Origin of the sequence: Sphingomonas sp. (genome assembly GCF_032114135.1) — a bacterium.
Taxonomy (GTDB): Bacteria; Pseudomonadota; Alphaproteobacteria; order Sphingomonadales; family Sphingomonadaceae; genus Sphingomonas.
Genome location: NZ_DAMCTA010000002.1, coordinates 39,549 through 64,518, shown reverse-complemented (window position 1 = coordinate 64,518; position 24,970 = coordinate 39,549). Strand labels below are relative to the sequence as shown.

The following is a 24,970-nucleotide window of genomic DNA, read 5'->3' as shown; positions in this document are numbered from 1 at the left end:
GGCGAGATCGTCGCCACAACCGGGCGTCTCAGCCGGTCGCGGCCTCGGCCTGCATCGCGGCGACTTCGCTGCGGATCATCCGCAGCACCAGGGCGGCGGCGCGATCGGTATCCTCGGCCGGGCTGAGGAAGCGATGCTGCATCAGCCCCAGCGCGGTCGCGGTGATCACGTCGGTCAGCGCGGAGCGGCGCTCGGCAAAGGCATCGCCCGGGATCAGCGACGACAGCGCCGCGAGCATCGTGCCCCGCACGTCTTCGCGCGTATCCTCGAAGATGGCGGCGATGCGTTCGTTGCGCGCCGATTCGGCGACGATTTCGGCGAACAGCGGGTCCGACTCATCGGGCTCCGGACGAATAAAGTCCGCCAGCCAGGTCCAGACGAATTCGGGATCGCCGCTCCGGATACCCGCACACAGCGACTCGGGCGCGAGAAAATCCATGCAATCGGCCTGCACGATCTCAGCGACGATCGCTTCCTTGGAAGAAAAATCGCGGTAGATTTGACCTACCGCAATGCCGGACTCCTTGGCGATCTGCGCCACCCCGGTGGCGTGAAAACCGTTCGCAATGAACAACCTGCGCGCGGCGGACACGATTTTTTCGCGCCGCAACACCGCTTTATCGCGAGGCGGAACCCCGCCTGCTTCCGTGGCTTCTGCCATCCGTGGTACCCTTGAAACCGTCTTGACCGAGTACCTCACTTCGCAGTAGCGGCGAATGTGAGCGATCGTTCACTCACATATAACACAACGGCAGGCATCCGCATGACTTTTTTCCGTCACACCGCGCCGGCTCTCGCGCTTGTCCTCGCCGCCTGTGGCGGCCAGTCCCAGCAGCAGGGTGCCGCAGCCCCCGGCGGCGCGGGCGGACAGCAGGCCGCACCGCCCCCCGTCTCCTATGTCGTCGTCCAGCAGCAGGCGGTGCCGCTCACCAGCGAGCTGCCCGGTCGGCTGAGCCCCTATGAGAGCTCGGATGTGCGTCCGCAGGTTAACGGCCTGATCCTCGAGCGGCTGTTCACCGAAGGCGACATGGTGCGCCAGGGCCAGCCGCTCTATCGGATCGACCCCGCGCCCTATCGCGCCGCCGTCGCCAGCGCCCGCGCCGCGCTGACCCGCGCCCAGGCGACGATCGCCACCAGCGAGGCGCTTGCCCGCCGCTATGGCGAACTGGTCAAGATCAACGCGATCTCGAAGCAGGAAGCCGAGAATGCCGTCGCGAGCGCCGCGCAGGCCCGCGCCGACGTCGCCGCCCAGCGCGCCGCGCTCGCCACCGCCGAGATCGACCTCGCCCGTACCACGATCCGCGCGCCGATCAGCGGCAAGATCGGCCGTTCGGTGTTCACCACCGGCGCGCTGGTTTCCGCCTCGCAGGCCAATGCGCTGACCACAATCCAGCGGCTCGACCCGATCTATGTCGACATCCAGCAGTCGAGCGCCGACATCCTCAAGCTGCGCCAATCGATCATGGCCGGCCAGGTCGCGCGCGACGGCAACGCCAAGGTGGCGGTGACGCTGGAGGATGGCAGCAAGTACGGCCCGCAGGGCACGATGCGCTTCGCCGACGTGACCGTCGACGAGACCACCGGCAGCCAAGTGATCCGCGCGCTGTTCCCGAACCCCAACGGCTTGTTGCTGCCGGGCATGTTCGTCCGCGCGCATCTCGTCGAGGGCACCCAGCAGAATGCGATGCTGGTGCCGCAGCGCGCCGTCAGCCGCGACGAGCGCGGCAATCCGACGGTACTGATCGTCGGCGCCGAGAACAAGATCGAGCCGCGCCCGATTCAGACCAGCCGCACCGCCGGCGACGCCTGGATCGTCACCAGCGGCCTCAAGCCCGGCGACAAGGTGATCGTCGAGGGCGCGATGATGCTGCGTCCGGGCATGGCGGTCACGCCCAAGCCCTGGGATCCCAACGCCAAGCCCGCGCAGGGCCAGCCGGGCGCCACGCCCGCGCAAGGGAAGTAAGCCCTTATGTCGCGCTATTTCATCGACCGGCCGATCTTCGCCTGGGTTATCGCGATCATCATCATGCTGGCGGGTATCCTCGCGATCCGCAGCCTGCCGATCGCGCAGTTCCCGGCGATCGCGCCGCCCGCCGTCTCGATCACCGCGACCTATCCGGGCGCGGATGCCCGGACGCTGGAAAACACGACGACGCAGATCATCGAGCAGCAGCTGAAGGGGATCGATCACCTTCGCTATTTCTCGTCCTCGTCCTCGTCGGCCGGCACCGTCACGATCACGCTGACCTTCGAGCAGGGCACCAATCCTGACATCGCCCAGGTGCAGGTGCAGAACAAGCTGCAGGCGGCGACTCCGCTCCTGCCGCAGGAAGTGCAGCAGCAGGGCATCCAGGTCGCCAAGGCCACCCAGAACTTCCTGGTGGTGATCGGCCTCTATTCGGAAGACGGCTCGCACAGTGGCACTGATCTCGCCGACTATGCCGTGTCCAAGCTGCAGGATCCGCTGTCGCGTGTGAACGGCGTCGGCGACACCCAGGTGTTCGGGTCGCAGTACGCGATGCGCATCTGGGTCGATCCGGTGAAGCTCAACAAATACGCCCTCACCATGGACGACGTGACCACCGCGATCCGCGCGCAGAACGCGCAGGTCTCGGCCGGCCAGCTCGGCGCGCGCCCCGCGCCGAAGGAGCAGATGCTCAACGCCACGGTGTCGGTCCAGTCGCGGCTGACCACCCCCGACGAGTTCGCCAAGATCCGGTTGAAGAGCGGTACCGATGCCTCGGTGGTGCGCCTTGGCGACGTCGCGCGGGTCGAGATCGGCGCGGAAAGCTATGGCTTCGATTCCAAGTGGAACGGCAAGCCCGGTTCGGGCATCGGCATCAAGCTCGCCCCCGGCGCCAACGCGCTGACCACGGTCGACCTGGTCAAGGCGCGCGTGAACGAGATTGCCAAGACCTTCCCGGCGGACATCAAGGTCATCTACCCGTACGACACCACGCCGTTCGTCCGCCTGTCGGTCGAGCAGGTGGTGCACACGCTGATCGAAGCGGTGGTGCTCGTCTTCCTGGTGATGTTCCTGTTCCTGCAGAACTTCCGCGCCACGCTGATCCCGACGATCGCGGTGCCGGTGGTGCTGCTCGGCACCTTCGCGGTGATGGCGATCGCCGGCTATTCGATCAACACGCTCACCCTGTTCGGCATGGTGCTGGCGATCGGCCTGCTGGTCGACGACGCGATCGTCGTCGTCGAGAATGTCGAGCGCCTGATCACCACCGAGCATCTCAGCCCGGTGGATGCCGCGCGCAAGTCGATGGAAGAGATCACCAGCGCGCTGGTCGGCATCGCGCTCGTCCTCTCGGCGGTGTTCCTGCCGATGGCGTTCTTCGGTGGTTCCACGGGCGTGATCTATCGCCAGTTCTCGATCACGATCGTCTCGGCGATGGTGCTCTCGGTGTTCATCGCACTGGTGCTCACCCCGGCGCTCTGCGCCACCATCCTCAAGCCGCACAACCCGGACAAGGCGGAGGGCAACGGCCCGCTCGCGCGCTTCTTCCGCTGGTTCAACCGCAATTTCGATCGCGGCCAGGCCAAATATGAAAAGGGCGTGCGCCGCACCGCGCGCAGCTGGAAGCGCTCGGGCCTGATCTACCTGCTGATCCTCGGTGGCATGAGCTTCCTGTTCCTGCGCCTGCCCGGCGGCTTCCTCCCCGAAGAAGACCAGGGCATCGTCATCGCGCTGGTCCAGGGACCGGCGGGCGCCACCTCGGCGCGCACCGACAAGGGGCTCGACCTGATCCGCGACCATTTCCTCAAGGAGGAAGCGGGCAATGTGAAGGGCGTGTTCACGATCAACGGCTTCAGCTTCGCCGGCGCCGGCCAGAATAGCGGCTTGGCCTTCATGCCGCTCAACGACTGGTCCGAACGTCCCGGCCGCAAGAATGCCGCTGGCTCGATCGTCGGCCGCGCGATGGGCGTCTTCTCGCAATATCGCGACGGCCTGATCTTCGCGATCACGCCGCCGGCGGTGCAGGAGCTCGGCAACGCGACCGGCTTCGACCTCCAGCTCGTCGATACCGGCGGCATCGGCCATGAGCGCCTGCTCCAGGCGCGCAACATGATGCTGGGCATGGCGATGCAGGACAAGCGCCTGGTCGGCGTGCGCCCCAACGCGCTCGACGACGCGCCGCAGCTCAAGGTCGACATCGACCAGGACAAGGCCAAGGCACTCGGGCTCGACCTCTCCTCGGTCAACAGCACCATCGCCACCGCCTGGGGCGGCGCGTACGTCAACGACTTCATCGATCGCGGCCGCGTCAAGCGCGTCTATGTCCAGGCCGATGCTCCGTATCGCCTGACGCCGGAGGACATTGCCAACCTGTTCGTCCGCGGCCCCACCGGCACGATGACGCCGTTCACCGCCTTCTCGACGCTCAGCTGGGCGCAGGCGCCGGTGCAGCTCACCCGCTATAACGGCCTGCCCTCGATGGAAATCCTCGGCTCGCCCGCCCCCGGCACCTCGACCGGCGACGCGATGGCGGCGATGGAGGCGATCCACGCCAAGCTGCCCCCGGGCACCCAGCTCGAATGGACGGGCCTCTCCTATGAGGAACGCCTGTCGGGCGGCCAGGCGCCGGCACTCTATGCGCTGTCGCTGCTGATCGTGTTCCTCTGCCTCGCCGCGCTGTACGAGAGCTGGTCGGTGCCGATCTCGGTGATCCTCGTGGTGCCGCTGGGCGTGCTCGGCGCGCTGCTCGCGGCATGGCTCACCGGGCTCAACAACGACATCTACCTGCAGGTCGGCCTGATCACCACGATCGGCGTGTCGGCGAAGAACGCGATCCTGATCGTGGAGTTCGCCGAGGAGCGGATGCGCGAGGGCATGAGCGCCTTCGACGCGGCGATCGAAGCCGCCAAGCTCCGTCTGCGCCCGATCCTGATGACCAGCCTCGCCTTCATCTTCGGCGTGCTGCCGCTGGCGATCTCCACCGGCGCGGGCGCCGGCGGCCAGAACGCGATCGGCCGTGCGGTGGTGGGCGGCATGCTCTCCGCGACGGTGCTGGCGATCTTCTTCGTGCCGATGTTCTTCGTGGTGGTGCGCGGTCTGTTCGATCGCCGCCGCAACAAGGGCGAGACGCCCCCCGCAACCACCCATGACGGCGGCGCTTCGGCGCCCCAGGGAGCCTGACGGCCGTGACCAATCGCTTCCCCCTGCTCCTCGCGCTGGCCGCGAGCACTGCGCTCTCGGCCTGTAATCTCGCGCCCAAGTATAGCCGGCCCGAGCCGGCGGTACCGGCGGCGCTGCCCCAGGGCGGCGTCTACCCGGCCGCCGCCACCGATGCGCCGGACATCAGCAAGGTCGGCTGGCGCGATTTCTTCGTCGACGATCGCCTGCGCAAGGTGATCCAGTTGGGCCTGGACAACAACCAGGACCTGCGCCTCGCCGCCGCCAACGTGCTGCAGGCGCGGGCGCAGTATCGCGCGCAGCGGGCGGACCTGTTCCCCGCGATCGGCGTCAGCGGCACCGGCACCTACACCAACACCGCCCAGTTCGCGGCGAGCGCCGGCGGCGCGCTGGGCAGCGGCGGCGTGCAGGACGTGCAGAACTTCAGCGTGACCGGCGGCGTCACCTCGTTCGAGCTCGATCTGTTCGGCCGGGTGCGCAACCTCAGCCGCGCCGCGCAGGAGCAGTATTTCGCCAGCAGCGAGGCGCAGCGCGCCACCCGCGTCTCGCTGATCGGCGAGATCGCCAGCGCTTGGCTCACGCTTGCCTCGGACCGCGAGCAGCTCGCCATCGCGCAGAACACGCTCAAGGCGTTCCAGCAATCGCTGGACCTCACCCGCGCCCAGTTCCGCATCGGCACCGCCTCGGAGCTCGAATCGCGCCAGGCCGAGACGAGCTACGAATCCGCGCGCAATGACGTCGCGACCGCGCAGACCCGGATCGCGCAGGACGTCAACGCGCTCCAGCTGCTCACCGGCGCCACCGTTGCGCCCGAGCTGCTGCCGGAGTCGCTGGGCGACGCCAAGGCGACGATCGACGCGCTGCCCGGCAATGTGCCGTCCGAAGTGCTGCTGCGCCGCCCGGACGTGCTCCAGGCCGAGCACCAGCTGATCGCGCAGAACGCCAATATCGGTGCGGCCCGCGCGGCCTTCTTCCCGAGCATCTCGCTCACCGCCACGGTGGGCTCGATCGCCTCGACGATCGGCAAGCTGTTCGGGTCGAACACCGACACCTATGTCGTTTCGCCCACGGCGTCGCTCAACATCTTCAACTTCGGCAAGAACCAGGCGAACCTCGACTATTCGAGGGCGTCGCGCGATGCGGCGGTGGCGACCTACCAGAAGACGATCCAGACCGCCTTCCGCGAAGTCGCCGATGCACTCGCCCAGCGCGGCACGATCGACGAGCAGCTGCGCGCGCAGAGCGCACGGGCCAATGCGGCGGAAGTCGCGGCCAAGCTGTCCGACGCGCGCTACCGGGCGGGGGTCGACTCGTTCCTCACCGTGCTCGATTCGCAGCGCAGCGCCTATGCCGCCGAGCAGGGCCTGGTCACCACGCGCCTTACCCGCGCGAGCAATCTGGTGACCCTGTACAGGACCCTGGGCGGCGGGCTCGACTAAGGCGCTTGCCACCTGCGAAAATCGGCATACTCTCTGGATCCTAGAGAAAAGGAGAGGTGTCGTGTCGCTGAACGAAGTGCACCCGAACCAGGACGAGGCTCTGCCGCAGCTGCCGGTGCAGGCCGCCGATGAAAGCATGATCATCCTCGAGGGCCTGTTGTGCGTGATGCGGGAGAAGAACCTGCTGTCGCGCCAGGACCTCGAGCTGCTCTGCCAGAAGGTCGACCGCCGCGCCGCGGGCGTGAGCAAGAACCCCCTGCCCTGCTGCCCGGACAAGGCGGCGAACGCGCGCAACTATATCCAGCGCCTCGCCGACTATCTGGGCCAGCGTTATGGCGGCAAGCATCTCCGCCGAGTGAGCTGAGCGCCTAGGGCACGCGCCCGCCCCCCGCCCCAATCGTCATCCCGGCGAAAGCCGGGATCCATTGGGGTCTTCGCTGCGGCTCGTGCTACGGGCGCATGGCGTCTGGACCCCGGCTTCCGCCGGGATGACGGCGGTCGAGACGTCCGGCGCAACGACGATGTTGCCACCCGCGCCTTCCGCTTGCCCCGACCTCGGCTCCAATAATCTGACAATTCGGCAAATCCCGCTTTGGCAAGCCGGCGTGCCGCGCTACTGCGCAATCGTCTGTCTTTCCTGAATGAGGACGCTTGCATGAAGTTGCTTCGCTACGGCCCGCGCGGGGGCGAAAAGCCCGGCATCCTGGACGCCGAGGGCCGCATCCGCGACCTGACCGGCCTGGTGCCCGACCTGACCGTGGACGTGATCGAGCGGATCCGCGCGGTGGATCCCACCACGCTGCCGTTGGTCGAAGGCGATGTCCGCCTCGGCGTACCGGTCGCCAATATCGGCAAGTTCCTCGCGATCGGCCTCAACTATGCCGATCACGCCCGCGAAGCCGGCCTCGAGCCGCCGCCCGAGCCGATCTTCTTCACCAAGGCGATCTCGTGCCTCACCGGCCCGAACGATCCGGTGATGATCCCCAAGGGCTCGGAGAAGAGCGACTGGGAAGTCGAGCTGGGCGTGATCATCGGCAAGACCTGCCGCCATGTCGATGAGGCCGATGCGCTGGACCATGTCGCGGGCTATGTCCTCGCCAACGACGTCTCCGAGCGCGCTTTCCAGAAGGAGCTCGGCAGCCAGTGGGACAAGGGCAAGGGATGCGACACCTTCGGACCCGTAGGCCCGTGGCTGGTCACCCCGGACGAGGTGGCCGACTGCCAGGCGCTCGACATGTATCTCGATCTCAACGGCAAGCGCATGCAGACCGGCAACACGTCGACGATGATCTTCCCGGTGGCGGAATGCATCGCCTATATGAGCCGCTTCATCACGCTCCACCCCGGCGACCTGCTGATCACCGGCACGCCCCCGGGCGTCGGCGAGGGCCAGAGGCCGGAGAAGATCTTCCTCAAGCCCGGCGACGTGATGGAACTGGGGATCACCGGCCTCGGCACCCAGCGCCAGGACGTGATCGCGTTCGATCTGGCGAAGCTGGAGGGGTAACGCCTATCGTTGCGCACCCCGCTCCCGCATGCCGGAGCGGGGTGTCACGGCGGCGATGGAGGAGGCGTTCGCGCGCGTGTCGCCGTCAGCACACGACGACGCGGGTGAACCGCGTCACCGCCTCGCCCGCATTCGCATAGGAAAAGGGCTGCGCGCTGCTGTAGATGGCGAAGTCCCCGGCGCTGACCGTCAGGGCGCCATCCGCCTTGTCGATCCGCAGCCGCCCTTCCGAGACGAAGATCATCTCGTGCCAGCCTGCCGGATCGGGTTCCGCGACATAGGTGTCCCCCGGCCCGAGCGACCACGACCAGAGCTGCGCCGACGACGACGCCGGCACGCTGCCCAGCAGCGTCGCGATGCTCCGCGCATCGGCGCCGCGCCAGGTCAGCGCTTCGATGCGCTGCGCGCTGGCGCCCGGATCGGCGACCATCGCGACAAAATCCACCCCCAGTGCCCAGGCCAGCCGGTCGAGGCTCGACAGGCTGATATTGGTATCGCCACCCTCCAGGTTCACGATCATCCGCCGGCTCACGCCGGAGGCCTTGGCGAGCGCCTCCTGGCTGAGCCCGGCGGCCTGGCGGAGCCGGCGGAGATTGCTGGAGGCATGCGCCAGCACGTCGCTTCGATCGGGTTGACTGCGCACTATATTGCTCACATCTGCGCAGTATGATGCACAATTCCGCCGACGGCAAAGCCTTCTTCTCGCGCCAGGAGCTTGCCCTGATCGGCATCACCCTGCTCTGGGGGGCGACCTTCCTGATCGTCCACATCGCCGTGGCGTATTCAGGCCCGCTGTTCTTCGTCGGCCTGCGCTTCGTGACGGCAGGGCTCCTGAGCCTGCTGTTTTTCCGCAAGGCCGTGCGTCGGATGACCCGCACCGAGCTGCTCGCGGGCAGCGCGATCGGCGTGACGATCTTCCTCGGATACGCGCTGCAGACCTATGGGCTGCAGACGGTGAACAGCAGCACCTCGGCCTTCCTGACCGCGCTCTACGTGCCGATGGTACCCCTACTGCAATGGGCCTTTTTGCGGCGGCGACCGAAAGCGATGACCTGGGCGGGCGTGGTCCTGGCGTTCCTCGGGCTGGTGCTGCTGGCCGGCCCCGAGGCACTGCATCTTGGCCTTGGCACCGGCGAAATCGCGACCCTGTTGAGCGCCGCCGCCATCGCGTGCGAGATCCTGTTGATCGGCCGCTTCGCAGGGCAGGTCGACAGCAGCCGGATCACGGTGGTGCAGCTGCTCGTCGGGGGGATGCTCTCCTTCGCGGCGATGCCCGTTGCCGGAGAGGCGATCCCGTCCTTCTCCTGGATCTGGCTCACCGCGGCCATCGGCCTGGGCGCCGCGAGCGCGGTGATCCAGCTGACGATGAACTGGGCGCAGAAGTCCGTCTCGCCCGCCCGCGCGACGATCATCTATGCCAGCGAGCCGGTCTGGGCAGGGCTGGTGGGGCGCATCGCCGGCGACCGGCTGCCCGCACTTGCCGTGCTGGGCGGCGCCTTGATCGTCGCCGGCGTCGTCGTGAGCGAGCTCAAGCCGCGACGCCCGGATCTCGACGGGCGCTGAGCAGCGGCGGCTAGATCGCCTCCACCGCCAGTACCTCGATCGCCTCGGCCTTTCCGCCGAAATCGACCCGCTCGCCTTCTTCCGCGCCGAGCAGCGCGTGCGCCAGCGGCGCCTGGAAGGCCAGCCGGTCGGCGGCGGGATCGGCCTCGTCATGGCCGACGATCTCGATCACCCGCTCGCGCCCGTTCAGCCGGATCCGCACCCGCGCGCCGATTCCGGCCACGCCGTCCTCGATGGGCGGCGCGACCTGCGCGGTGGCGGCACGGGTGTTCCAGTAGCGGAGCTCGCGCTTGAGGGCCTCGCGCGCCTCGTCCTCGCGCTCCGCCTCGATTGCCGCCTCCAGCGCCGCGACCTTGCCCGCGATCAGCGCCGGCCCCGCCGCCGTGACCAGGTTGGGCCCGGCCGGCAGCGGCAGCTCGAACTTGGGTTCCTTATGTTCCTCGTCGCTCTCGCGACGGAAGGCGACACTCATCGTTGCGGCAGATCCTCGAGCGTGGACGATACCTTCCAAAGGTCGATCGCGCCCTCGGTTGCGTGGGTGTCGATCTCGGCAAGCTCCTCGGCCGTGAAGCTCAGGTTCTTCACCGCATCGAGCGAATCGTCGAGCTGCTGCACCGTGCGCGCGCCGACCAGCGCCGAGGTGACGCGGGGATCGCGCAGCACCCAGGCGATCGCCATCTGCGCCAGCGTCTGCCCACGCTTCTCGGCGATCGCGTTGAGCGCGCGGATGCGGGCGATATTCTCGTCCGAGAGCAGCCGCGTGTCGAGCGAGGTACCGCCCTTGGCGGCGCGCGCATCCTCGGGCACGCCGTTCAGATACTTCCGCGTCAGCATCCCTTGCGCCAGCGGCGAGAAGGCGATGCAGCCGGTGCCCAGATCTTCCAGCGTATCGAGAAGGCTCTCCTCGATCCAGCGGTTGAGCATCGAATAGCTCGGCTGATGGATCAGCAGCGGCACCTTGTGCTCGGCGAGGATCGCGGCAGCCTGCCGCGTCAGCTCGGGCGAGTAGCTGGAGATGCCCACGTACAGCGCCTTGCCTTGGCGGTAGATCTGGGCGAGCGCGCCCATCGTCTCCTCCAGCGGCGTCTTGGGATCGACGCGGTGCGAATAGAAGATGTCGACATAGTCGAGCCCCATCCGCTTGAGGCTCTGGTCGCACGAGGCGATCAGATATTTCTTGCTGCTGCCGACATCGCCATAGGGTCCGGGCCACATGTCCCAGCCCGCCTTGGTCGAGATGATCAGCTCGTCGCGGTGCGTCGCAAAGTCGCTGGCCAGCACGCGACCGAAATTCTCTTCGGCCGAGCCATAGGGCGGGCCGTAATTGTTCGCGAGATCGAAGTGGGTCACGCCGCGATCGAACGCCCGGCGCAGCATCGCGCGGGCATTTTCGAACACGTCGGTGCCGCCGAAATTCTGCCAGAGCCCGAGGCTGATCGCCGGCAGGTCGAGCCCGCTCACGCCGCAGCGGCGATAGGGCATGCGGCCGTCGTAACGATCGGCATCGGCGTGCCAGGGCTGGGGATAGGCCATCATCTCTCTCCATCGGGAAGGCTGTACGGAACGCGCCTATACGCACGCCGGGTCCGTCGCGGAACACCCCGCCCCACCAACAATGGCAAGCCGCCCCCAAGGACAGCTATCTTGTCCCGATCGTTGCCGCCGGGTAACGCGGTCGGCCATGCAGTATCACAGCACCCGCGGCGGCGCGCCCTTGCTGGGCTTTCGCGACGTCACTCTCACCGGGCTCGCCAGCGACGGCGGCCTCTACGTCCCGACCGAGTGGCCGCACTTCTCGGCCGAGGACATCGCCGCGATGCGCGGCCTCTCCTATGTCGAGACGGCGGTGCGGGTCATGCTGCCCTTCGTCACGCCGGACCTGAGCGAAGACGAGCTCCGCGATCTCTGCACCCAGGCCTATGGCCGCTTCTCGCACGCCGCGGTGACCCCGCTGGTCCAGATCGACCAGCAGCACTGGCTGCTCGAGCTGTTCCACGGCCCCACCCTCGCCTTCAAGGACGTGGCGCTCCAGTTGCTCGGCCTACTGTTCGAGAAGTTCCTGAGCGGCACCAACCAGCACCTCACCATCGTCGGCGCGACCTCGGGCGATACCGGCAGCGCCGCGATCGACGCGGTGGCGGGGCGCATCGGCGTCGACATCTTCATGCTGCACCCGCAGGGCCGCGTGTCCGACGTCCAGCGCCGCCAGATGACCACGGTGCTCGCCCCCAACGTCCACAACATCGCGATCGACGGCAGCTTCGACGATGCCCAGGCGCTGGTGAAGGCGATGTTCAACGATCGCGCCTTCGCCGGCCGCTTCCAGCTGAGCGCGGTCAACTCGATCAACTGGGCCCGGCTGATGGCGCAGGTGGTCTATTATTTCTACGCCGCGGTCCGCCTCGGCGCGCCCGAGCGGCCCGTCGCCTTCTCGGTACCGACCGGCAATTTCGGCGACGTGTTCGCCGGTTATGTCGCCGCGCGCATGGGGCTGCCGGTGGCGAAGCTGGTGGTCGCCACCAACGTCAACGACATCCTCCACCGGGCGCTTTCGGCGGGTGACTATTCGGCAGGCACCGTCACCCCGACCGCCGCGCCGTCGATGGACATCCAGGTCAGCTCGAACTTCGAGCGGCTGCTCGCCGACCTCGCCGGTGCGCCGATCGCGGACCAGATGCGCGGTTTCGAGTCGACCCGCGCGATGCAGCTCACCAACGCCCAGCGCGAGGGTGCCTTCAAGCTGTTCACCAGCGACGCGATCGATGCCGAGGGCATGAACGAGGCGATGCGCTGGGCCTGTTCCGAGGCGGGTCAGGTGATCGACCCGCACACCGCGATCGGCCTTGCCGCCGCGCAGCGCGCCGGGCTGCCGGCCGACATGCCGGTGGTCACCCTCGCCACCGCCCATCCGGCCAAGTTCCGCGACGCCGTCGAGCGCGCCACCGGCATGCGCCCGCACGTGCCCAACCGCGTCGGCGACCTGTTCGAGCGCCAGGAACGCTACGACACCCTCCCCGCCACCTTCGACGCGGTCACCGGCTATGTCGCCGAGCGGGCGCACGCCCGCCCATGAAGCTCGTTACCCTGACCGGCGAGCCCTGGGGCGACTATGGCCTGATCGATTCGGGCCATGGCCGCAAGCTCGAGCGCTACGGCGCCTATCGCTTCATCCGCCCCGAGCCCCAGGCGATGTGGGCGCCTGCCTCGGCCGAGTGGGATGCGCATGCCGAATTCGTCCCCGGCTCCGACGAGGATGGCGGCGGTCGCTGGGACTATCTCAAGCCCACCCCGCGCGAGGGCTGGCCGCTGGCGTGGCGCGAGGTGCGCTTCACCGCCCAGACCACGCCCTTCCGCCATCTCGGCTTCTTCCCGGACATGGCGCCGGTATGGGACTGGATGCGCGGCCGGATCGACGGGATGGCCGAGCCTGAGTGCATGAACCTGTTCGGCTATACCGGGGTCGGCTCGCTGGCGCTGGCGGCGGCGGGCGCCAAGGTGACGCATGTCGACGCCTCCAAGAAGTCGGTGATGGAGGGCAAGGCCAACGCCCAGCTTTCCGGCATGGCCGACAAGCCGATCCGCTGGATGATCGACGACGCGATGAAGTTCACCGCGCGCGAGGTGCGCCGCGGCCGCCGCTATGACGGCATCATCCTCGATCCGCCCAAATGGGGCCGCGGGCCCAATGGCGAGGTGTGGAAGCTGGAAGAAGGCCTGCCGGGCCTGATCGACGACGTGGCCAGGCTTCTCGACGCGGATTCGCGTTTCCTGTTCCTCACCGTCTACGCGGTGCGCATGTCGGCGCTGGCGATCGGCGAACTGGTCCGCCAGGCGATGGCGGACAAGGGCGGTACGGTCGAAGCGGGCGAGTTGACCGTGCGCGAGGAAGCGCGCGGGTTGGAGCTGCCGACCGCCATCTTCGCGCGCTGGTCGCGCGACTGAGGCGATCCGCCCGCGCTCAGGACGCGGCGCGCACCAGCGTCCCGGCTTCCATCGCCGCGGGCCTGCCGAACAGATAGCCCTGCGCCTCCTCGCAGCCTTCGCGGACCAGCAGCTGGCGCTGGGCGTCGGTCTCCAGACCCTCCGCCAGCACCGGGATCGAGAGGCTGCGCCCCAGCGCAAGGATCGCGCGGATGATGGCGCGCGACTGCTCGCTCCGTTCCGAATCCGCCAGGAACGACTTGTCGATCTTGATCTTGTCGAACGGGAAGGAATGGAGCGTGTCGAGCGACGAATAGCCGGTGCCGAAATCGTCCATCGCCACGCGGACGCCCAGCGCCTTGATGCGGCGCAGGCTGTGCAGCGCGCGCGCCTTGTCGGCGATCAGCGCGGTCTCGGTGATTTCCAACTCCAGCCGCGTCGGCGTCAGGCCGGTTTCGACCAGAATCTCGGCGATCAGCTCGGGCAAGTCGGGCTTGAGCAGCTGCACCGGCGACAAATTCACCGCGACATTCTGCCCGGAGGCCCAGCCCGCCGCCTCGGTGCAGGCGGTGCGCAACACCCATTCGCCCAGCCGGATGATCTCGCCGGTCTCCTCGGCGATCGGGATGAAGTCCATCGGCGGGATGTTGCCCAGCCGCGGATGCGCCCAGCGCAGCAGCGCCTCATAGCCCACCACCTGGTCGGTTAGCAGCGAGCGCTGGGGTTGATACAGCATCCGCAGCTCGCCCCGGGTCGCAGCATAGCGCAGATCATTGGCGACCACCCGGCGGTGCCGCGCCTGCTCGTCCATGCCCTGCTCGTAATAGCAGATACGCTCGGCAAAATCGGCCTTGGCGCGGTACATGGCGAGATCGGCATTGTTGAGCAGCGTCTCGCGATCGCGCGCGTCGCCGGGGAACATCGCGACGCCCATGCTCGCGCCCACCGCGAGCGACCCATAGGCAGCGAAGCCCCCGAACATGCACGCCTCCAGCCGGGCAACGAACGGCTCGAGCTCGGCGGCATGGTCGAGCCGCTTCGCGACGGCGAACTCGTCGCCGCCCATCCGCGCGGCGATCTCGTTCTCCTGCAGCGTGCCGGTCAGCGCGCGGGCGATGTCGCGCAGCACCCGGTCACCTTCGCTATGGCCGAGCGAATCGTTGATCTCCTTGAACCGGTCGAGATCGATCGCGACCACCGCCACCATGCCGCGATCGCCCTCCGCCCGGGCAAGTTCGCCGTCCAGCCAGCTTTGGAATTGGACGCGATTCGGCAGGCCGGTCAGCGCATCGTGCAGCGCCATGTGCGCGATCCGCGCCTCCGAACGGCGACGCTCGCTGATATCCTCGATGGTCGTGACCCAGCCGCCGTCGGGCAGCTTGCGGCTGTCGACCGACAGCACGAAATCCGTATCATATTCGGCGACGATCGTCGGGTCGGCGCCATCCTCCAGCGAGGCGCGGATCCGGTTTCGCGCTTCGGCGACGCGCTCGGAATCGACCGGGGCGCCGGTGCGCGCCTCCAGCGCTGCGCGCACCACATCGGGCAGCGTTTGCCCCGGCGGACAAGCGTCCGGCGGGAGGCGCCAGAGCTTGAGGAATCGCTCGTTGCGCAGCAGCAGCCGTTCGTCCGGTCCGAACATGCACAGGCCATGGTGCATGTTCTCCAACGCTGCGTCGAGATGGCGGTGCGCCTCGGCGATGCGGTCCTGGTCCAGCTTATATTGGGTCATGTCGCGGGTGATCTTGGCGAAGCCCAGCGCGCGCCCTTCGTCGTCCTGGATGCGTTCGATCGTCACATGCGCCCAGAAACGCGTGCCGTCCTTGCGCACGCGCCAGCCCTCGCCGGTGAATTTGCCCTCGCCCGTAGCGGTCGCGAGCGCCGCTTCGGCCGCGCCCGCCGCCCGGTCCTCCGGCGTGTAGAAGCGCGCGAAGTCGCTGCCCACGACCTCGTCCTCGGCATAGCCCTTCAGCCGCGCGGCACCGGTATTCCAGTTGGCCACCCGGCCCTGGGGGTCCAGCATGTACAGCGCACAGTCCGAGATGCCCTTGGCGAGGATGCTGAACTGCCGCTCGCTCGCCGCGATCGCCGCGCGGGCGCGCCGCGCGATCCACCAGCTGCCCAGGCACACCGCCAGCAGCAGCACGGTGATGACCGCCAGCACGATCGACATGGTGCGCGGGGACAGAATCGTGCCGACGGCCTCGCGTTGCCACGGGATCAGCTGCACGGCGGTCATGCCGGTGAAGTGCAGGCTGACCACCGCCGCCGTCATCAGCGCGGCGGCACCCAGGCCCGAACGTACCGTCCGGCCGCGCGCTGCCAGATGCAGCGCGCTGACGAAGGGGACGAGACCCAGCGGCAGCGACAGCAGCACATAGCCGGGTTTCCAGCGGATATGCGCCGGCATGTCGATCGCCGCCATGCCCATATAGTGCATCGCGGCGATGCCGGTGACCGCCAGCAGCCCGGCCGCCGCCAATTGCGCGCTGCTACTCTGCCGCCGAACCATGTGGAACGCGCCGAGCATCGCCGCGCTGACCACGCCGAGCGAACCGGCGGAAAGCGCGACCGAGAAACCGAATTGAAAGCCGGGATCATAGCCCAGCATCGCGATGAAGTGCGTCGCCCAGATACCAAAGGCCGTCGCCAGCGCGCCGCCTGCCTTCCAGCCTAGCACCGCCCGCGGCGCGCGGACGCTTTGCCGCAGCATCAGCACGGCCGTGAGGGTCGTCAGAACGCACATGCCGGCCGCGAGCGCGACGAGGCGCAAATCGTGCTGGCCGGTGATGCAGTAGGCGATAGCGAACATGGAGCCTCGTAAGTGTCGCTCCAGCCTAGCGGAAGATGTATTAACAGCCTTCCCTGCACTGTATTTTCCCGGATGCCCCAAGGCGGCCGGACGGCCCCGCGCACCCCTTGCGACGAAGCGCATGTTCCCTATATGTTCGCCTTCCAGCGTCCCGCAGGAAGCTCTTTGAACCCGTCGAACCAGGATCACGACCGCGCGCAGCGCACGGCGCAGCAATGGCGCCAATCGCGGGCGCGCGAATGCGGCAACTTGGCGCCCCGCACGAGCATAAACTTCGGCAACTTAGCAAAGCGCGCACGAGCGTGAACTTCCGCAACTTAGCAACCGCGCACGAGGGTGAACTTCCGCAACTTAGCAACGCCGCCTGGAGCCAGGTGCCTCCTGTGCCGCCCGCGGTTGCGGCACCGTCATGTCGACTGGATCCCGGCTTTTCAGCGGCAAGCGGCGCCCAGATCAAGACGAGCGTTGCCGCCCCCGCCTTGCTTAGCCGGCGAGTACGCCCAGCCGCACCAGATCCGCACGGAACGCCGCTGCGCCGGTGAACACCACGCCGTGGATGCCCTGCGCCCGCGCCGCTTCGACATTGACCGTCAGGTCGTCGACGAACACGGCGTCGGGGCCAGCCAGTCCGAATCGCTGCAGCGCCAGCGCGTAGATGGCGGGATCGGGCTTCACCAGTCTCTCATCGCCCGAGACGATGATGTCGCGGAAGCGGCCGAACAGCCACTCGACCTGCGGCATCCAGTCCCGCCAGAACTCGCCGGAAAAGTTGGTGATGCCGAACAGCGCAACGCCCGCCGAATCGAGTTCCTCGATCAGCTCGGCCATGCCGGGAATCGGTGGCCCCAATTGCTCGCCAAAGCGCGGCCCCCAGAGCGCGATCTTGTCGGCATGCTCGGGGTACAGCGCGCTCAGCTCCGCCGATGTCTCGGCGAAGGGGCGGCCAGCGTCATGCTGGAAATGCCATTCCTTGGTGACGACCTGCGACAGAAACGCGTCGAGCGCCTGCTCGTTGTCGAACAGGCGCTCGTACAAACGCCGCGGTTCCCAAGGGAAAAGAACGTTGCCGACGTCGAAGATGACGGCGTGCGGCGCAGTTCCCACGTGGGCGATCAGCCCTGGCGTGCCTTGAAACGCTTCTGCGTCTTGTTGATCACGTAGATCCGGCCACGGCGGCGGATCACGCGGTTGTCGCGGTGCCGCCCCTTGAGCGACTTCAATGAATTGACGATCTTCATGACCGATTCGCTTCTCAAATTATCTGGAATGCCGGAAAGAGGGGCTCGCCTATAAGCGCGGGGGCGGGAAGTCAAGGCCGTGCGTGCCCGATGCAGCCGATCGGCGCGTTCGAACGTTTCACCGCCGATGTGGCCAGCAAATCCGCTCGACCCGGCGCCTGCCGGCAGGATACACCCGTTGCGCCCACGAAACAGGAGTATGTGTTCGTGAATCCGTATCTGCGTCTTGCACTGCTTGCCACCCTGCCCGCGCTGGCCGCCGGCTGCACCGCCACCGGCGCCCGCCCGCCGGTCGACGTCACCCGCTATCATTTGAACGAACCGTTTGAGCGGACCACCGTCACCATCATGCCGATGTCCGGCGCGATGGACGTCACGCCCGAGTTCCGCGCCTATGCCGATGCCGTGCAGGCCGAACTGGCCAAGCAGGGCTATGTCGCTGCGACCAGCGATCGCCCGGCGGGCTATATCGCCTCGGTGTCGTTCACCCGCGCCTCGCGCGGCGTGGTCCGCGAGCCGTCGCCGGTGTCGATCGGCCTGGGCGGCGGCAGCTTCGGCGGTGGCCGGGGCGGCGGAGTCGGCGTGGGCGGCGGCTTCTCCTTCGGTCTCGGCAAGCGCAAGCAGAACGAGATCCTCGTGTCGCAGCTCTGGGTGCAGCTGCGCCGCCGCGCCGGCGAGAACGTGATCTGGGAAGGCCGCGCCGAAACCACCGGCCTCGGCATCAAGGACAATCAGCCCGCCGCCACCGCGCAGCGACTCGCCGCCGCGCTGTTCAAGGACTTCCCCGGCGAGTCCGGGATCACTACGACGGTCAAATGAGCATCCAGATCAGCGCCGCGTTCGACAGCGGCAACATCCGCGTGGTCGCCATCGAAGGCGACCGGGTCGACTGCGAGATCGTCCTCGATCACCAGTCGGACTTCTTCCAGTGGTTCCACTTCCGCGTCGCCGGCGCGAAGGGGCGGACGCTGACCTTCCGCATCCTCAATGCGGGAAGCTCGGCCTATCCCTTCGGCTGGCCGGGCTACAAGGCGCGCTGGTCGGCCGACCGCGAATCCTGGCGGATGACCGACACCGACTATGCCGGCGGCATCCTCACTTTCACCCACCATTTCCAGACGGACCTGATCTGGTTCGCCTATTTCGCGCCCTATTCGATGGAGCGGCACCACGATCTGGTCAGCCGCATCGCGTTGCAGGACGGGGTGACCCATCGTCAGCTGGGCACAACGCTGGACGGCCAGCCGATCGACTGCCTCAGCATGGGAGAAGGCCCGAAACAGGTCTGGCTCTATGCCCGCCAGCATCCGGGCGAGAGCATGGCCGAATGGTGGATGGAAGGCGCGCTCGAGTTCCTCACCGACGCAGACAATGCGGTGGCGCGCACGCTGCGGCAGAAGGCGACGTTCCACTGCGTGCCCAACATGAACCCGGACGGCTCGCGTCGCGGCCATCTGCGCACCAACGCGGCGGGGGTGAACCTCAACCGCGAATGGCACACGCCGACGCCGGAGCGCAGCCCGGAAGTGCTGGCGGTCCGCAACGGAATGGACGCGACCGGCGTGGACTTCGCCATGGACGTGCACGGCGACGAGGCCATCCCGGCCAACTTCCTCGCCGGCTTCGAGGGCATCCCGAGCTGGACGGATGCGCTTGGCGAGAAATTCTACGAATTCGGCCGCCGACTCGCTGAGCAAACCCCCGATTTCCAGACCGAGCTCGGTTATGACAAGTCGCCCCCCGGCAAGGCCAACCTCGCCATGTCGACCAACCAGCTCGCCGAGCGGTTCGGCGCGGTGTCGATGACGCTGGAAATGCCGTTCAAGGACCATGACGCCAACGCCGATACCGAGTTCGGCTGGTCGCCGATCCGCAGCAAGCTGCTCGCCCATGCCTGCCTCGAGACGCTGGCAGGGATGATCGACACGCTGTGATGGCAATCCGGGAAGGCGGGCTGGACGATGCCCGGGTGCAGGATCTCCTGCGCCTCCACGCATCGGGCATGCTCGCCAACTCGCCGGCCGAGAGCTGCCATTTCCTCGATCTGTCGGGCCTCCGGGCGGCGGATGTCACCTTCTGGAGCGCCTGGGCGGGCGAGGATCTGCTCGGCATCGGGGCGCTCAAACAGCTCGATGCGGCGCAGGGCGAGGTGAAGTCGATGCGCACCGTGCCGGCGCAGCTCGGCAAGGGCGTCGGCGCGGCGGTGCTGGAGCATATCCTGGCCGTCGCCCGGGCCCGCGGGCTGACGCGGCTGAGCCTGGAGACGGGCACCGCGCCCGCGTTCGAACCGGCGGTCCGGCTGTACCAGCGCTACGGCTTCCTCCCCTGCCTGCCCTTCGGCAGTTATGCCGAGGATCCACACAGCCGTTTCCTTACGCTGATACTCTGAACTGTCCGATCCACCTCGGCCGGTCTCAAAACCCAGCGCCGGTGTAGTGACAACAGCTTCCGCCCTGCCACGGCCAATGGCATATTTCGCGCATGCCCGTTCGCCCCCTGCTCGCCCTGCTGGCGCTGGCCGCCGCCCCGCTGCTCGCCGCGACTGGCAAGGAGGTCGTCCGCGAGGAGAAGCGCGTCATGATCGGCGGCGTGCAAGAAGTGTGGCGGCTGGTCTGGCGCGGGGCGCCGCGGGACGACGCCACGTGCGGGCCGCAGGATCCCGAAATGGCGATCACCTGCCCGTGCAGCGGCGTTGCCTATGCGCAGACCGGCGACCTGGTGCTGGAACGCCAGCGCCCCGACGCGGCGCCCGAACGGATGGCGCTGGCGCCCCTGTTCGCCGGGTCTGAAATGCTCGCCGGCGGGGACGGCGCGGGCGCGGTCCTGCCGCGCTGGCCGATAAGCGACGATGACGTCTCCAAAGAGGTCACGCCAAAGACGATCCGCGCCCGCCCCGCGGTTTCGATCCTCAAGCTGGCCGATTACGACCAGGACGGCGTCGCCGGCGAATTCCTGCTGCAGATCGACGCGCTGCCCTGCGGCAAGCAGCTGATGGTGGCAGTCGGCACCTCGCGCGCGCATCCCGGCCTTCATGCGCTGACCAGCGCCGAGCATCCCGAACGCCCGCTGGCACTCTATCGCTGGCAGTGGGAGGCGCTCGCCCGCAACCCGCGCCCGGGCGAGCTCGCCGACTGGCCCTGCGGCGATCACGGCGCCGAGGCGGAAACCACGCTGCAGATCCGCGCGGACCACGGCGCGATCCATGCCGCACGAGTCACCGGCACCTGCCCCGATGATACCGAACCGAAAGCCAAAGGCGGACAGTTCGTCAAAAAGATACTGAAACGGGAGATTCTATAACGTCCTCGAGCGAGGCCAGCCGAGGTAGCGCAAGTCGGGTCGCGTGAAGAAAGCTGAAGGTCTGGAGCTGCCCGGGGAAGGCCGCGTGCCACCGGACGCGTTGGACGTCGAACGGTAGAACGCGCTCCCTCCAGCGGACGCTCCGGAGCGCGCCATCGACGGCAGCCGCGCAAGGAGCGCCGCCCGCGCCCCTGCTTCATGCCCTCAGGCGAACAGCGACAGCGTCCCGCTCTCCAGCGCTTCGGGGATGGTCAGCCGATCGCCGCGGCTCACCTCATGGGTGGTGGGCTGCGGGACCAGGTTCCACGGCGTCATCACCGCGTCGCACCAGGCGGTGAACAGGCCCGACGACCAGGACCGCAGGCTTTCTTCCACTTCCGGCAGCACCGCTGCCATGGCGTTCGGTTCGCAGTGCATCGTCATCATTCCCGCTCCTCAGCGTGCGTGATTCCGTGTTTTTCCCGAGTCCCTCGATCCTATCACGACCGCGCCAAAGATGCACGACCGTGCAATCGTTTAACCTGCACCCATCCCCGCCGCGAACGCGATCCTGAGCGCTTCGGACAGGCTCTTCGCGCCCAGCTTCGCCATCACATTGGCGCGGTGCACTTCCACGGTGCGCGCCGAGATGCCGAGGTCATAGGCGATGGTCTTGTTCGGATAGCCCTGCGCCAGCCCTTCCAGCACCTCGCGCTCGCGCACCGTCAGCGCACCGAGCAGCGTCTCCGCGTCCGCCGCGCGCGTCTTGACGTCCTCGGCGGCTTCCAGCCGCTCGAAGCCGCGGTTGATCGCGTCGATCAGCGCGCGGCTCTCCATCGGCTTTTCGAGGAAGTCGACCGCGCCCGCCTTCATCGCCTTCACCGCCAGCGAGACGTCGCCATGCCCGGTCAGCACGACCACCGGCAACGCGATGCCGCGTGCGTGGAGTTCCTGCTGCACTTCCAGCCCGTCCATCTCGGGCATGCGCACGTCGAGCAGCACGCAGCCGGGCTCGACATGCCGCGCCTCCTTGAGAAAGGCGACGCCCGAGGGCCAGGTCTGCACCGCGAAGCCCGAGGTCTTGAGCATGAAGCTGGCGGAACGGCGGACGCCATCCTCGTCGTCGACGATATGGACGAGGCGCTTGTCGGTCACAGGGTATTCCCTTCTTCTACATGGACGAGGGTGAAGTGGAAGCAGCTGCCGCCGCCCTCGCGCGGCTCCAGCCAGATGCGGCCGCCATTGGCCTCGACGATGGTGCGGCAGATCGAGAGGCCGAGGCCCATGCCGTCCGCCTTGGTGCTATGAAAGGCACGGAACAGGTCCCCGGCGACTTCGGCAGCAACGCCGGGGCCGGTGTCCGCCACCGTCACCCGCACGAAGCCGGGCGGCTCCATGCGGCTGGAGATAGTCAGCCGCCGCTCGGGCAAGTCGGCCATCGCCTCGATCGCGTTGCGCATCAGGTTGATCAGCACCTGCTGGATCTGGATGCGGTCGACCAGCACCGGGCCGGCGGCGGGATCGAACAGGAACTCCGCAACCACGCCCTTCTCGCGCGCGCCGATCAGCGCCAGCTTGCAGGCTTCGTCGACCAGGTCGGGGATCTGCTCGACGCTCTTCTCCACCTCGCCGCGGGCGACGAATTCACGCAGCCGGCGGACGATGGTGCCCGCCCGCAGCGCCTCCTGCGCGGTGTCGTCGAGCGCCTCGCGGATCATCGGCAGGTCCTCCGGGTCGCCCGCATCGAGCAGGTTCGAGACGCCGCGCACATAGTTCACCACCGCGGTGATCGGCTGGTTGAGCTCGTGCGCCAGCGTCGAGGCCATGGTGCCCATCGCGCTCACCCGCGCCGCGTGGATCAGGCCCGAGCGCAGTTCCTCGATCCGCTGCTCGGCGCGCTGCTTGTCGCTGAGGTCGCGGATGAAGCCGGTGAAGACGCGCTCACCCTCGGTCATCGCCTCGCCGACCGACAGCTCGATCGGGAAGGTCGATCCGTCGCGCCGCCGCCCGGTGACGGTGCGGCCGGTGCCGATGATCCGCCGCTCGCCGGTCTCCAGATAGCGGCGGATATAGCCGTCGTGCCGCGCGCCGTCGCCTATGGGCATCAGCAGGCTGACATTGGCGCCGACCACCTCGTCCTCGGCATAGCCGAACATCCGTTCGGCCGCGGCGCTGAACGAGACGATGTTGCCGCGCTCGTCGATGATCACCATCGCGTCGAGCACCGTCGCCAGGATCGAGCGGAGATGGTTGGCGGCGGCGGTCGCCTGGCGTTCGCTGGCGCGCTGTTCGGTGATGTCGCGGATCACCTTGCCGAAGCCGCGCAGCCGCCCGTCGGGGCCGCGCAAGGGGGTGATCAGCACCTGGGCGAGGAACTCGCTGCCGTCCTTGCGGAGCCGCCAGTCCTCTTCCTCGAGCTTGCCGTCGCGCAGCGCGGCGTCGAGATCCGCGCGCGGCTTGCCCGCCGCCACGGCCGAGGCCGGGTAGAACAGGCCCATGTCGCGGCCGAGCACCTCGTCCTCGCGCCAGCCCTTCAGCCGCTCGGCACCTTCGTTCCAGAAGGACACGCGGCCCTTGGGATCGACGGTGTAGATCGCATAGCCGACCGCGCCGTCGATCAGCAGGTTGAGCTCGGCGGCGAGTTCGTCGGCGCGGTCGGCACGGCGGCGCGCATCCGCCTCCTCGGCACGTAGGCGGCGGCGCAGGGCGCGGCTATACGAGGCGAGCAACAGGATCGCCGCCGCCCAGGCCAGCAGCACGCCGACCAGCACATAGCGCTCGCCGCGCGACACCAGCGGCGCCAGCGCGAGGCCGGAGACGAGCAGCAGCAGCGTCGCCATCGCCTCGGGGATGCGCCGCCGCACCCGGTCGCCCAGCGTCACCGGCGCCGGCATGTCGAACTGCGGCAAGGGAAAGTTCATCGCGCGAGCGCGCCGAGCAGCTCAAGTCGGCCGACCGGCTTCTTCACGACATGCGCGAACCCGGCGGCGCGGGCCTCGTCATCGAGCTCGGCATGGCTCTGGCCGATCAGGATCGCCCGCCCCTTCCAGCCGCGCATGGCGAGCTGCCGGAGCAGGTGGATCGCATCGCCATCGGACAGCTCCCGCGCGATCAGCAGCGTGCGGATCTGGTCGAGCGTCGCCTCGGCCATTGCCGCGGCGGCGGAGGCGAAGGCGCGCACCTCCATTCCGCAGCCCTGGAGCAGCAATTGCAGCGCGCGGCGCGAATCGTCCTGCGAATCGACCAGCAGCACGCGTTCGCGCAGGACGCGGCTCGGCATGGGGACGCCCTCCTTCATGCGCGCACCAGGGGCGACAGGAAGAGGCACGAAAGGCAGACGCTAGAACGCATGGGGCCAAAATATGCGCGCGCCATCTGCAGCGTCATGCGGATAGCTACGTATTGGCGCTCGGCTTAGCGCGAATAGCGCTCCTCGGCCCAGGGATCGCCGCGGAGGTGATAGCCGTTCACTTCCCAGAAGCCCGGCCGGTCACGCCCGATCACTTCGATGCGCGAGATCCACTTGGCGCTCTTCCAGAAATAGAGATGCGGCACCACCAGCCGCGCCGGGCCGCCATGGTCGCGGTGGAGCAGCTTGCCCTCCCAGCGGTGCGCGATCAGCGCGTCGGGCGCGGCGAAGTCTGCGAGCAGCAGGTTGGTGGTATAGCCGTCATAGCCGTGGAGCATCACGGCCTCGGCCTCGTCACGGGGCTCGACCATCTCCAGCAGCCGCGCCGTGGCGACACCCGCCCAGCGATTGTCGTAGCGCGACCAGCTGGTGACGCAGTGGATGTCGCTGACGCGCTCGTCGGTGGCGAGCGCCTCGAAGCCGGGCCAGTCGAGCGTCAGCGGCCGGGCGACCATGCCGTCGATGGTGAGCCGCCAGCGCTCGGGCCGCACCTCGGGCTGGCGGCCGAGATCGAGCACCGGCCAGTTTGTGACGAGATGCTGGCCGGGCGGCAGCCGCTCGGCCTCGGGGCGCGACGTACGGCCGGTCAGGAACTTGCCCGCCTCGGCCCAGGCGCGCTTGGAGCGGGTGAGCTTGCTGTCCTCGTCCATCGGGCGCTT

24 protein-coding genes are annotated in these 24,970 nt (G+C 68.0%); 12 read left to right on the top strand and 12 right to left on the bottom strand.

Annotated elements, in window-relative coordinates; genetic code table 11:
- Window positions 1-28: 28 nt before the first annotated feature.
- The gene (locus RT655_RS12290) at window positions 29-613 is read right to left on the bottom strand and encodes a TetR/AcrR family transcriptional regulator (protein ID WP_313538463.1); all 585 of its coding nucleotides are present in this window, start codon (window positions 611-613) and stop codon (window positions 29-31) included.
- 150 nt (window positions 614-763) lie between these two features.
- On the opposite strand from RT655_RS12290, the gene RT655_RS12285 reads away from it, so the two are divergent.
- From RT655_RS12285 to RT655_RS12265, 5 genes are all read left to right on the top strand, one after another.
- Complete coding sequence (locus RT655_RS12285) at window positions 764-1,963, top strand: efflux RND transporter periplasmic adaptor subunit (protein WP_313537067.1); 1,200 nt, start codon at window positions 764-766, stop codon at window positions 1,961-1,963.
- Window positions 1,964-1,969: 6 nt separating this feature from the next.
- Window positions 1,970-5,146 carry an efflux RND transporter permease subunit gene (locus RT655_RS12280; protein ID WP_313537065.1) on the top strand — a complete coding sequence of 1,059 codons (3,177 nt, stop codon included), beginning with the start codon at window positions 1,970-1,972 and terminating at the stop codon, window positions 5,144-5,146.
- 5 nt (window positions 5,147-5,151) lie between these two features.
- Entirely contained in the window at window positions 5,152-6,582 is a 1,431-nt protein-coding gene (locus RT655_RS12275) for an efflux transporter outer membrane subunit (RefSeq protein WP_313537064.1), read from the top strand.
- Between the two features lie 61 nt (window positions 6,583-6,643).
- Window positions 6,644-6,946 carry a hypothetical protein gene (locus tag RT655_RS12270; protein ID WP_313537062.1) on the top strand — a complete coding sequence of 101 codons (303 nt, stop codon included), beginning with the start codon at window positions 6,644-6,646 and terminating at the stop codon, window positions 6,944-6,946.
- A 291-nt stretch (window positions 6,947-7,237) separates the two neighbouring features.
- Entirely contained in the window at window positions 7,238-8,089 is an 852-nt protein-coding gene (locus RT655_RS12265; RefSeq protein ID WP_313537060.1) for a fumarylacetoacetate hydrolase family protein, read from the top strand.
- A gap of 85 nt (window positions 8,090-8,174) precedes the next feature.
- Here RT655_RS12265 and RT655_RS12260 read toward each other — a convergent pair whose 3' ends face one another.
- Window positions 8,175-8,744 (bottom strand): XRE family transcriptional regulator, encoded by a 570-nt coding sequence (locus tag RT655_RS12260; RefSeq protein WP_313537059.1) that lies wholly within the window; start codon window positions 8,742-8,744, stop codon window positions 8,175-8,177.
- An 11-nt stretch (window positions 8,745-8,755) separates the two neighbouring features.
- Between RT655_RS12260 and RT655_RS12255 the strand changes: the two genes are divergently transcribed.
- Entirely contained in the window at window positions 8,756-9,652 is an 897-nt protein-coding gene (locus tag RT655_RS12255; RefSeq protein WP_313537058.1) for a DMT family transporter, read from the top strand.
- Window positions 9,653-9,662: 10 nt separating this feature from the next.
- On the opposite strand, the gene RT655_RS12250 is transcribed toward RT655_RS12255, so the two are convergent.
- Both RT655_RS12250 and mgrA read right to left on the bottom strand, forming a co-directional pair.
- Window positions 9,663-10,124, bottom strand: a complete 462-nt coding sequence (locus RT655_RS12250; RefSeq protein ID WP_313537056.1) for a GreA/GreB family elongation factor — start codon at window positions 10,122-10,124, stop codon at window positions 9,663-9,665.
- Window positions 10,121-11,185, bottom strand: a complete 1,065-nt coding sequence (gene mgrA, locus RT655_RS12245; protein WP_313538461.1) for an L-glyceraldehyde 3-phosphate reductase — start codon at window positions 11,183-11,185, stop codon at window positions 10,121-10,123. Before mgrA ends, RT655_RS12250 begins: the two co-directional genes overlap by 4 nt.
- A gap of 148 nt (window positions 11,186-11,333) precedes the next feature.
- Here mgrA and thrC point away from each other — a divergent pair, with 148 nt between their 5' ends.
- Together thrC and RT655_RS12235 are read left to right on the top strand one after the other, a co-directional pair.
- A complete protein-coding gene (gene thrC / locus RT655_RS12240; RefSeq protein WP_313537054.1) occupies window positions 11,334-12,725 on the top strand; it encodes a threonine synthase in 1,392 nt (463 codons plus the stop codon).
- Window positions 12,722-13,594: a class I SAM-dependent methyltransferase gene (locus tag RT655_RS12235; protein ID WP_313537052.1), complete on the top strand. Its 873-nt coding sequence runs from the start codon at window positions 12,722-12,724 to the stop codon at window positions 13,592-13,594. Before thrC ends, RT655_RS12235 begins: the two co-directional genes overlap by 4 nt.
- 16 nt (window positions 13,595-13,610) lie before the next feature.
- On the opposite strand, the gene RT655_RS12230 is transcribed toward RT655_RS12235, so the two are convergent.
- The 3 genes from RT655_RS12230 to ykgO all read right to left on the bottom strand — a co-directional run bounded on the left by RT655_RS12230 (window position 13,611) and on the right by ykgO (window position 17,623).
- Window positions 13,611-16,385, bottom strand: a complete 2,775-nt coding sequence (locus RT655_RS12230; RefSeq protein WP_313537049.1) for an EAL domain-containing protein — start codon at window positions 16,383-16,385, stop codon at window positions 13,611-13,613.
- Window positions 16,386-16,868: 483 nt separating this feature from the next.
- Window positions 16,869-17,489: an HAD family phosphatase gene (locus RT655_RS12225; protein ID WP_313537047.1), complete on the bottom strand. Its 621-nt coding sequence runs from the start codon at window positions 17,487-17,489 to the stop codon at window positions 16,869-16,871.
- Window positions 17,490-17,497: 8 nt separating this feature from the next.
- On the bottom strand, window positions 17,498-17,623 hold the full coding sequence (ykgO, locus tag RT655_RS12220) for a type B 50S ribosomal protein L36 (RefSeq protein WP_010543750.1): 126 nt from the start codon (window positions 17,621-17,623) through the stop codon (window positions 17,498-17,500).
- Between the two features lie 207 nt (window positions 17,624-17,830).
- Between ykgO and RT655_RS12215 the strand changes: the two genes are divergently transcribed.
- The 4 genes from RT655_RS12215 to RT655_RS12200 all read left to right on the top strand — a co-directional run bounded on the left by RT655_RS12215 (window position 17,831) and on the right by RT655_RS12200 (window position 20,923).
- Complete coding sequence (locus RT655_RS12215) at window positions 17,831-18,442, top strand: DUF4136 domain-containing protein (protein ID WP_313537043.1); 612 nt, start codon at window positions 17,831-17,833, stop codon at window positions 18,440-18,442.
- Window positions 18,439-19,557, top strand: coding sequence for a M14-type cytosolic carboxypeptidase (locus tag RT655_RS12210; protein WP_313537041.1), 1,119 nt, complete (start codon window positions 18,439-18,441; stop codon window positions 19,555-19,557). The genes RT655_RS12215 and RT655_RS12210 overlap by 4 nt, the downstream gene beginning before the upstream one ends.
- Window positions 19,554-20,012: a GNAT family N-acetyltransferase gene (locus RT655_RS12205; RefSeq protein ID WP_409530269.1), complete on the top strand. Its 459-nt coding sequence runs from the start codon at window positions 19,554-19,556 to the stop codon at window positions 20,010-20,012. Before RT655_RS12210 ends, RT655_RS12205 begins: the two co-directional genes overlap by 4 nt.
- 92 nt (window positions 20,013-20,104) lie before the next feature.
- Window positions 20,105-20,923, top strand: a complete 819-nt coding sequence (locus RT655_RS12200) for a hypothetical protein (RefSeq protein WP_313537038.1) — start codon at window positions 20,105-20,107, stop codon at window positions 20,921-20,923.
- Between the two features lie 204 nt (window positions 20,924-21,127).
- Here the strand turns inward: RT655_RS12200 and RT655_RS12195 are convergent, their stop codons facing one another.
- The 5 genes from RT655_RS12195 to RT655_RS12175 form a co-directional block, all read right to left on the bottom strand.
- Entirely contained in the window at window positions 21,128-21,349 is a 222-nt protein-coding gene (locus tag RT655_RS12195) for a hypothetical protein (protein WP_313537036.1), read from the bottom strand.
- A 90-nt stretch (window positions 21,350-21,439) separates the two neighbouring features.
- Window positions 21,440-22,057 carry a response regulator transcription factor gene (locus RT655_RS12190; protein WP_313537034.1) on the bottom strand — a complete coding sequence of 206 codons (618 nt, stop codon included), beginning with the start codon at window positions 22,055-22,057 and terminating at the stop codon, window positions 21,440-21,442.
- A complete protein-coding gene (locus tag RT655_RS12185; RefSeq protein ID WP_313537032.1) occupies window positions 22,054-23,823 on the bottom strand; it encodes a PAS domain S-box protein in 1,770 nt (589 codons plus the stop codon). Before RT655_RS12185 ends, RT655_RS12190 begins: the two co-directional genes overlap by 4 nt.
- The gene (locus tag RT655_RS12180) at window positions 23,820-24,182 is read right to left on the bottom strand and encodes a response regulator (RefSeq protein WP_313537030.1); all 363 of its coding nucleotides are present in this window, start codon (window positions 24,180-24,182) and stop codon (window positions 23,820-23,822) included. Before RT655_RS12180 ends, RT655_RS12185 begins: the two co-directional genes overlap by 4 nt.
- Window positions 24,183-24,316: 134 nt before the next feature.
- Window positions 24,317-24,961, bottom strand: coding sequence for a sulfite oxidase-like oxidoreductase (locus tag RT655_RS12175; RefSeq protein WP_313537028.1), 645 nt, complete (start codon window positions 24,959-24,961; stop codon window positions 24,317-24,319).
- Window positions 24,962-24,970 lie beyond the last annotated feature (9 nt).

Bases quoted from the DNA above. Each gene is read 5' to 3' on its own strand.
- RT655_RS12285 (WP_313537067.1), top strand. From the start codon at position 764: ATGACTTTTTTCCGTCACACCGCGCCGGCTCTCGCGCTTGTCCTCGCC.
- RT655_RS12280 (WP_313537065.1), top strand. From the start codon at position 1,970: ATGTCGCGCTATTTCATCGACCGGCCGATCTTCGCCTGGGTTATCGCG.
- RT655_RS12265 (WP_313537060.1), top strand. From the start codon at position 7,238: ATGAAGTTGCTTCGCTACGGCCCGCGCGGGGGCGAAAAGCCCGGCATC.
- RT655_RS12255 (WP_313537058.1), top strand. From the start codon at position 8,756: ATGATGCACAATTCCGCCGACGGCAAAGCCTTCTTCTCGCGCCAGGAG.
- RT655_RS12250 (WP_313537056.1), bottom strand. From the start codon at position 10,124: ATGAGTGTCGCCTTCCGTCGCGAGAGCGACGAGGAACATAAGGAACCC.
- mgrA (WP_313538461.1), bottom strand. From the start codon at position 11,185: ATGGCCTATCCCCAGCCCTGGCACGCCGATGCCGATCGTTACGACGGC.
- thrC (WP_313537054.1), top strand. From the start codon at position 11,334: ATGCAGTATCACAGCACCCGCGGCGGCGCGCCCTTGCTGGGCTTTCGC.
- RT655_RS12235 (WP_313537052.1), top strand. From the start codon at position 12,722: ATGAAGCTCGTTACCCTGACCGGCGAGCCCTGGGGCGACTATGGCCTG.
- RT655_RS12230 (WP_313537049.1), bottom strand. From the start codon at position 16,385: ATGTTCGCTATCGCCTACTGCATCACCGGCCAGCACGATTTGCGCCTC.
- ykgO (WP_010543750.1), bottom strand. From the start codon at position 17,623: ATGAAGATCGTCAATTCATTGAAGTCGCTCAAGGGGCGGCACCGCGAC.
- RT655_RS12210 (WP_313537041.1), top strand. From the start codon at position 18,439: ATGAGCATCCAGATCAGCGCCGCGTTCGACAGCGGCAACATCCGCGTG.
- RT655_RS12200 (WP_313537038.1), top strand. From the start codon at position 20,105: ATGCCCGTTCGCCCCCTGCTCGCCCTGCTGGCGCTGGCCGCCGCCCCG.
- RT655_RS12195 (WP_313537036.1), bottom strand. From the start codon at position 21,349: ATGATGACGATGCACTGCGAACCGAACGCCATGGCAGCGGTGCTGCCG.
- RT655_RS12185 (WP_313537032.1), bottom strand. From the start codon at position 23,823: ATGAACTTTCCCTTGCCGCAGTTCGACATGCCGGCGCCGGTGACGCTG.
- RT655_RS12180 (WP_313537030.1), bottom strand. From the start codon at position 24,182: ATGCCGAGCCGCGTCCTGCGCGAACGCGTGCTGCTGGTCGATTCGCAG.
- RT655_RS12175 (WP_313537028.1), bottom strand. From the start codon at position 24,961: ATGGACGAGGACAGCAAGCTCACCCGCTCCAAGCGCGCCTGGGCCGAG.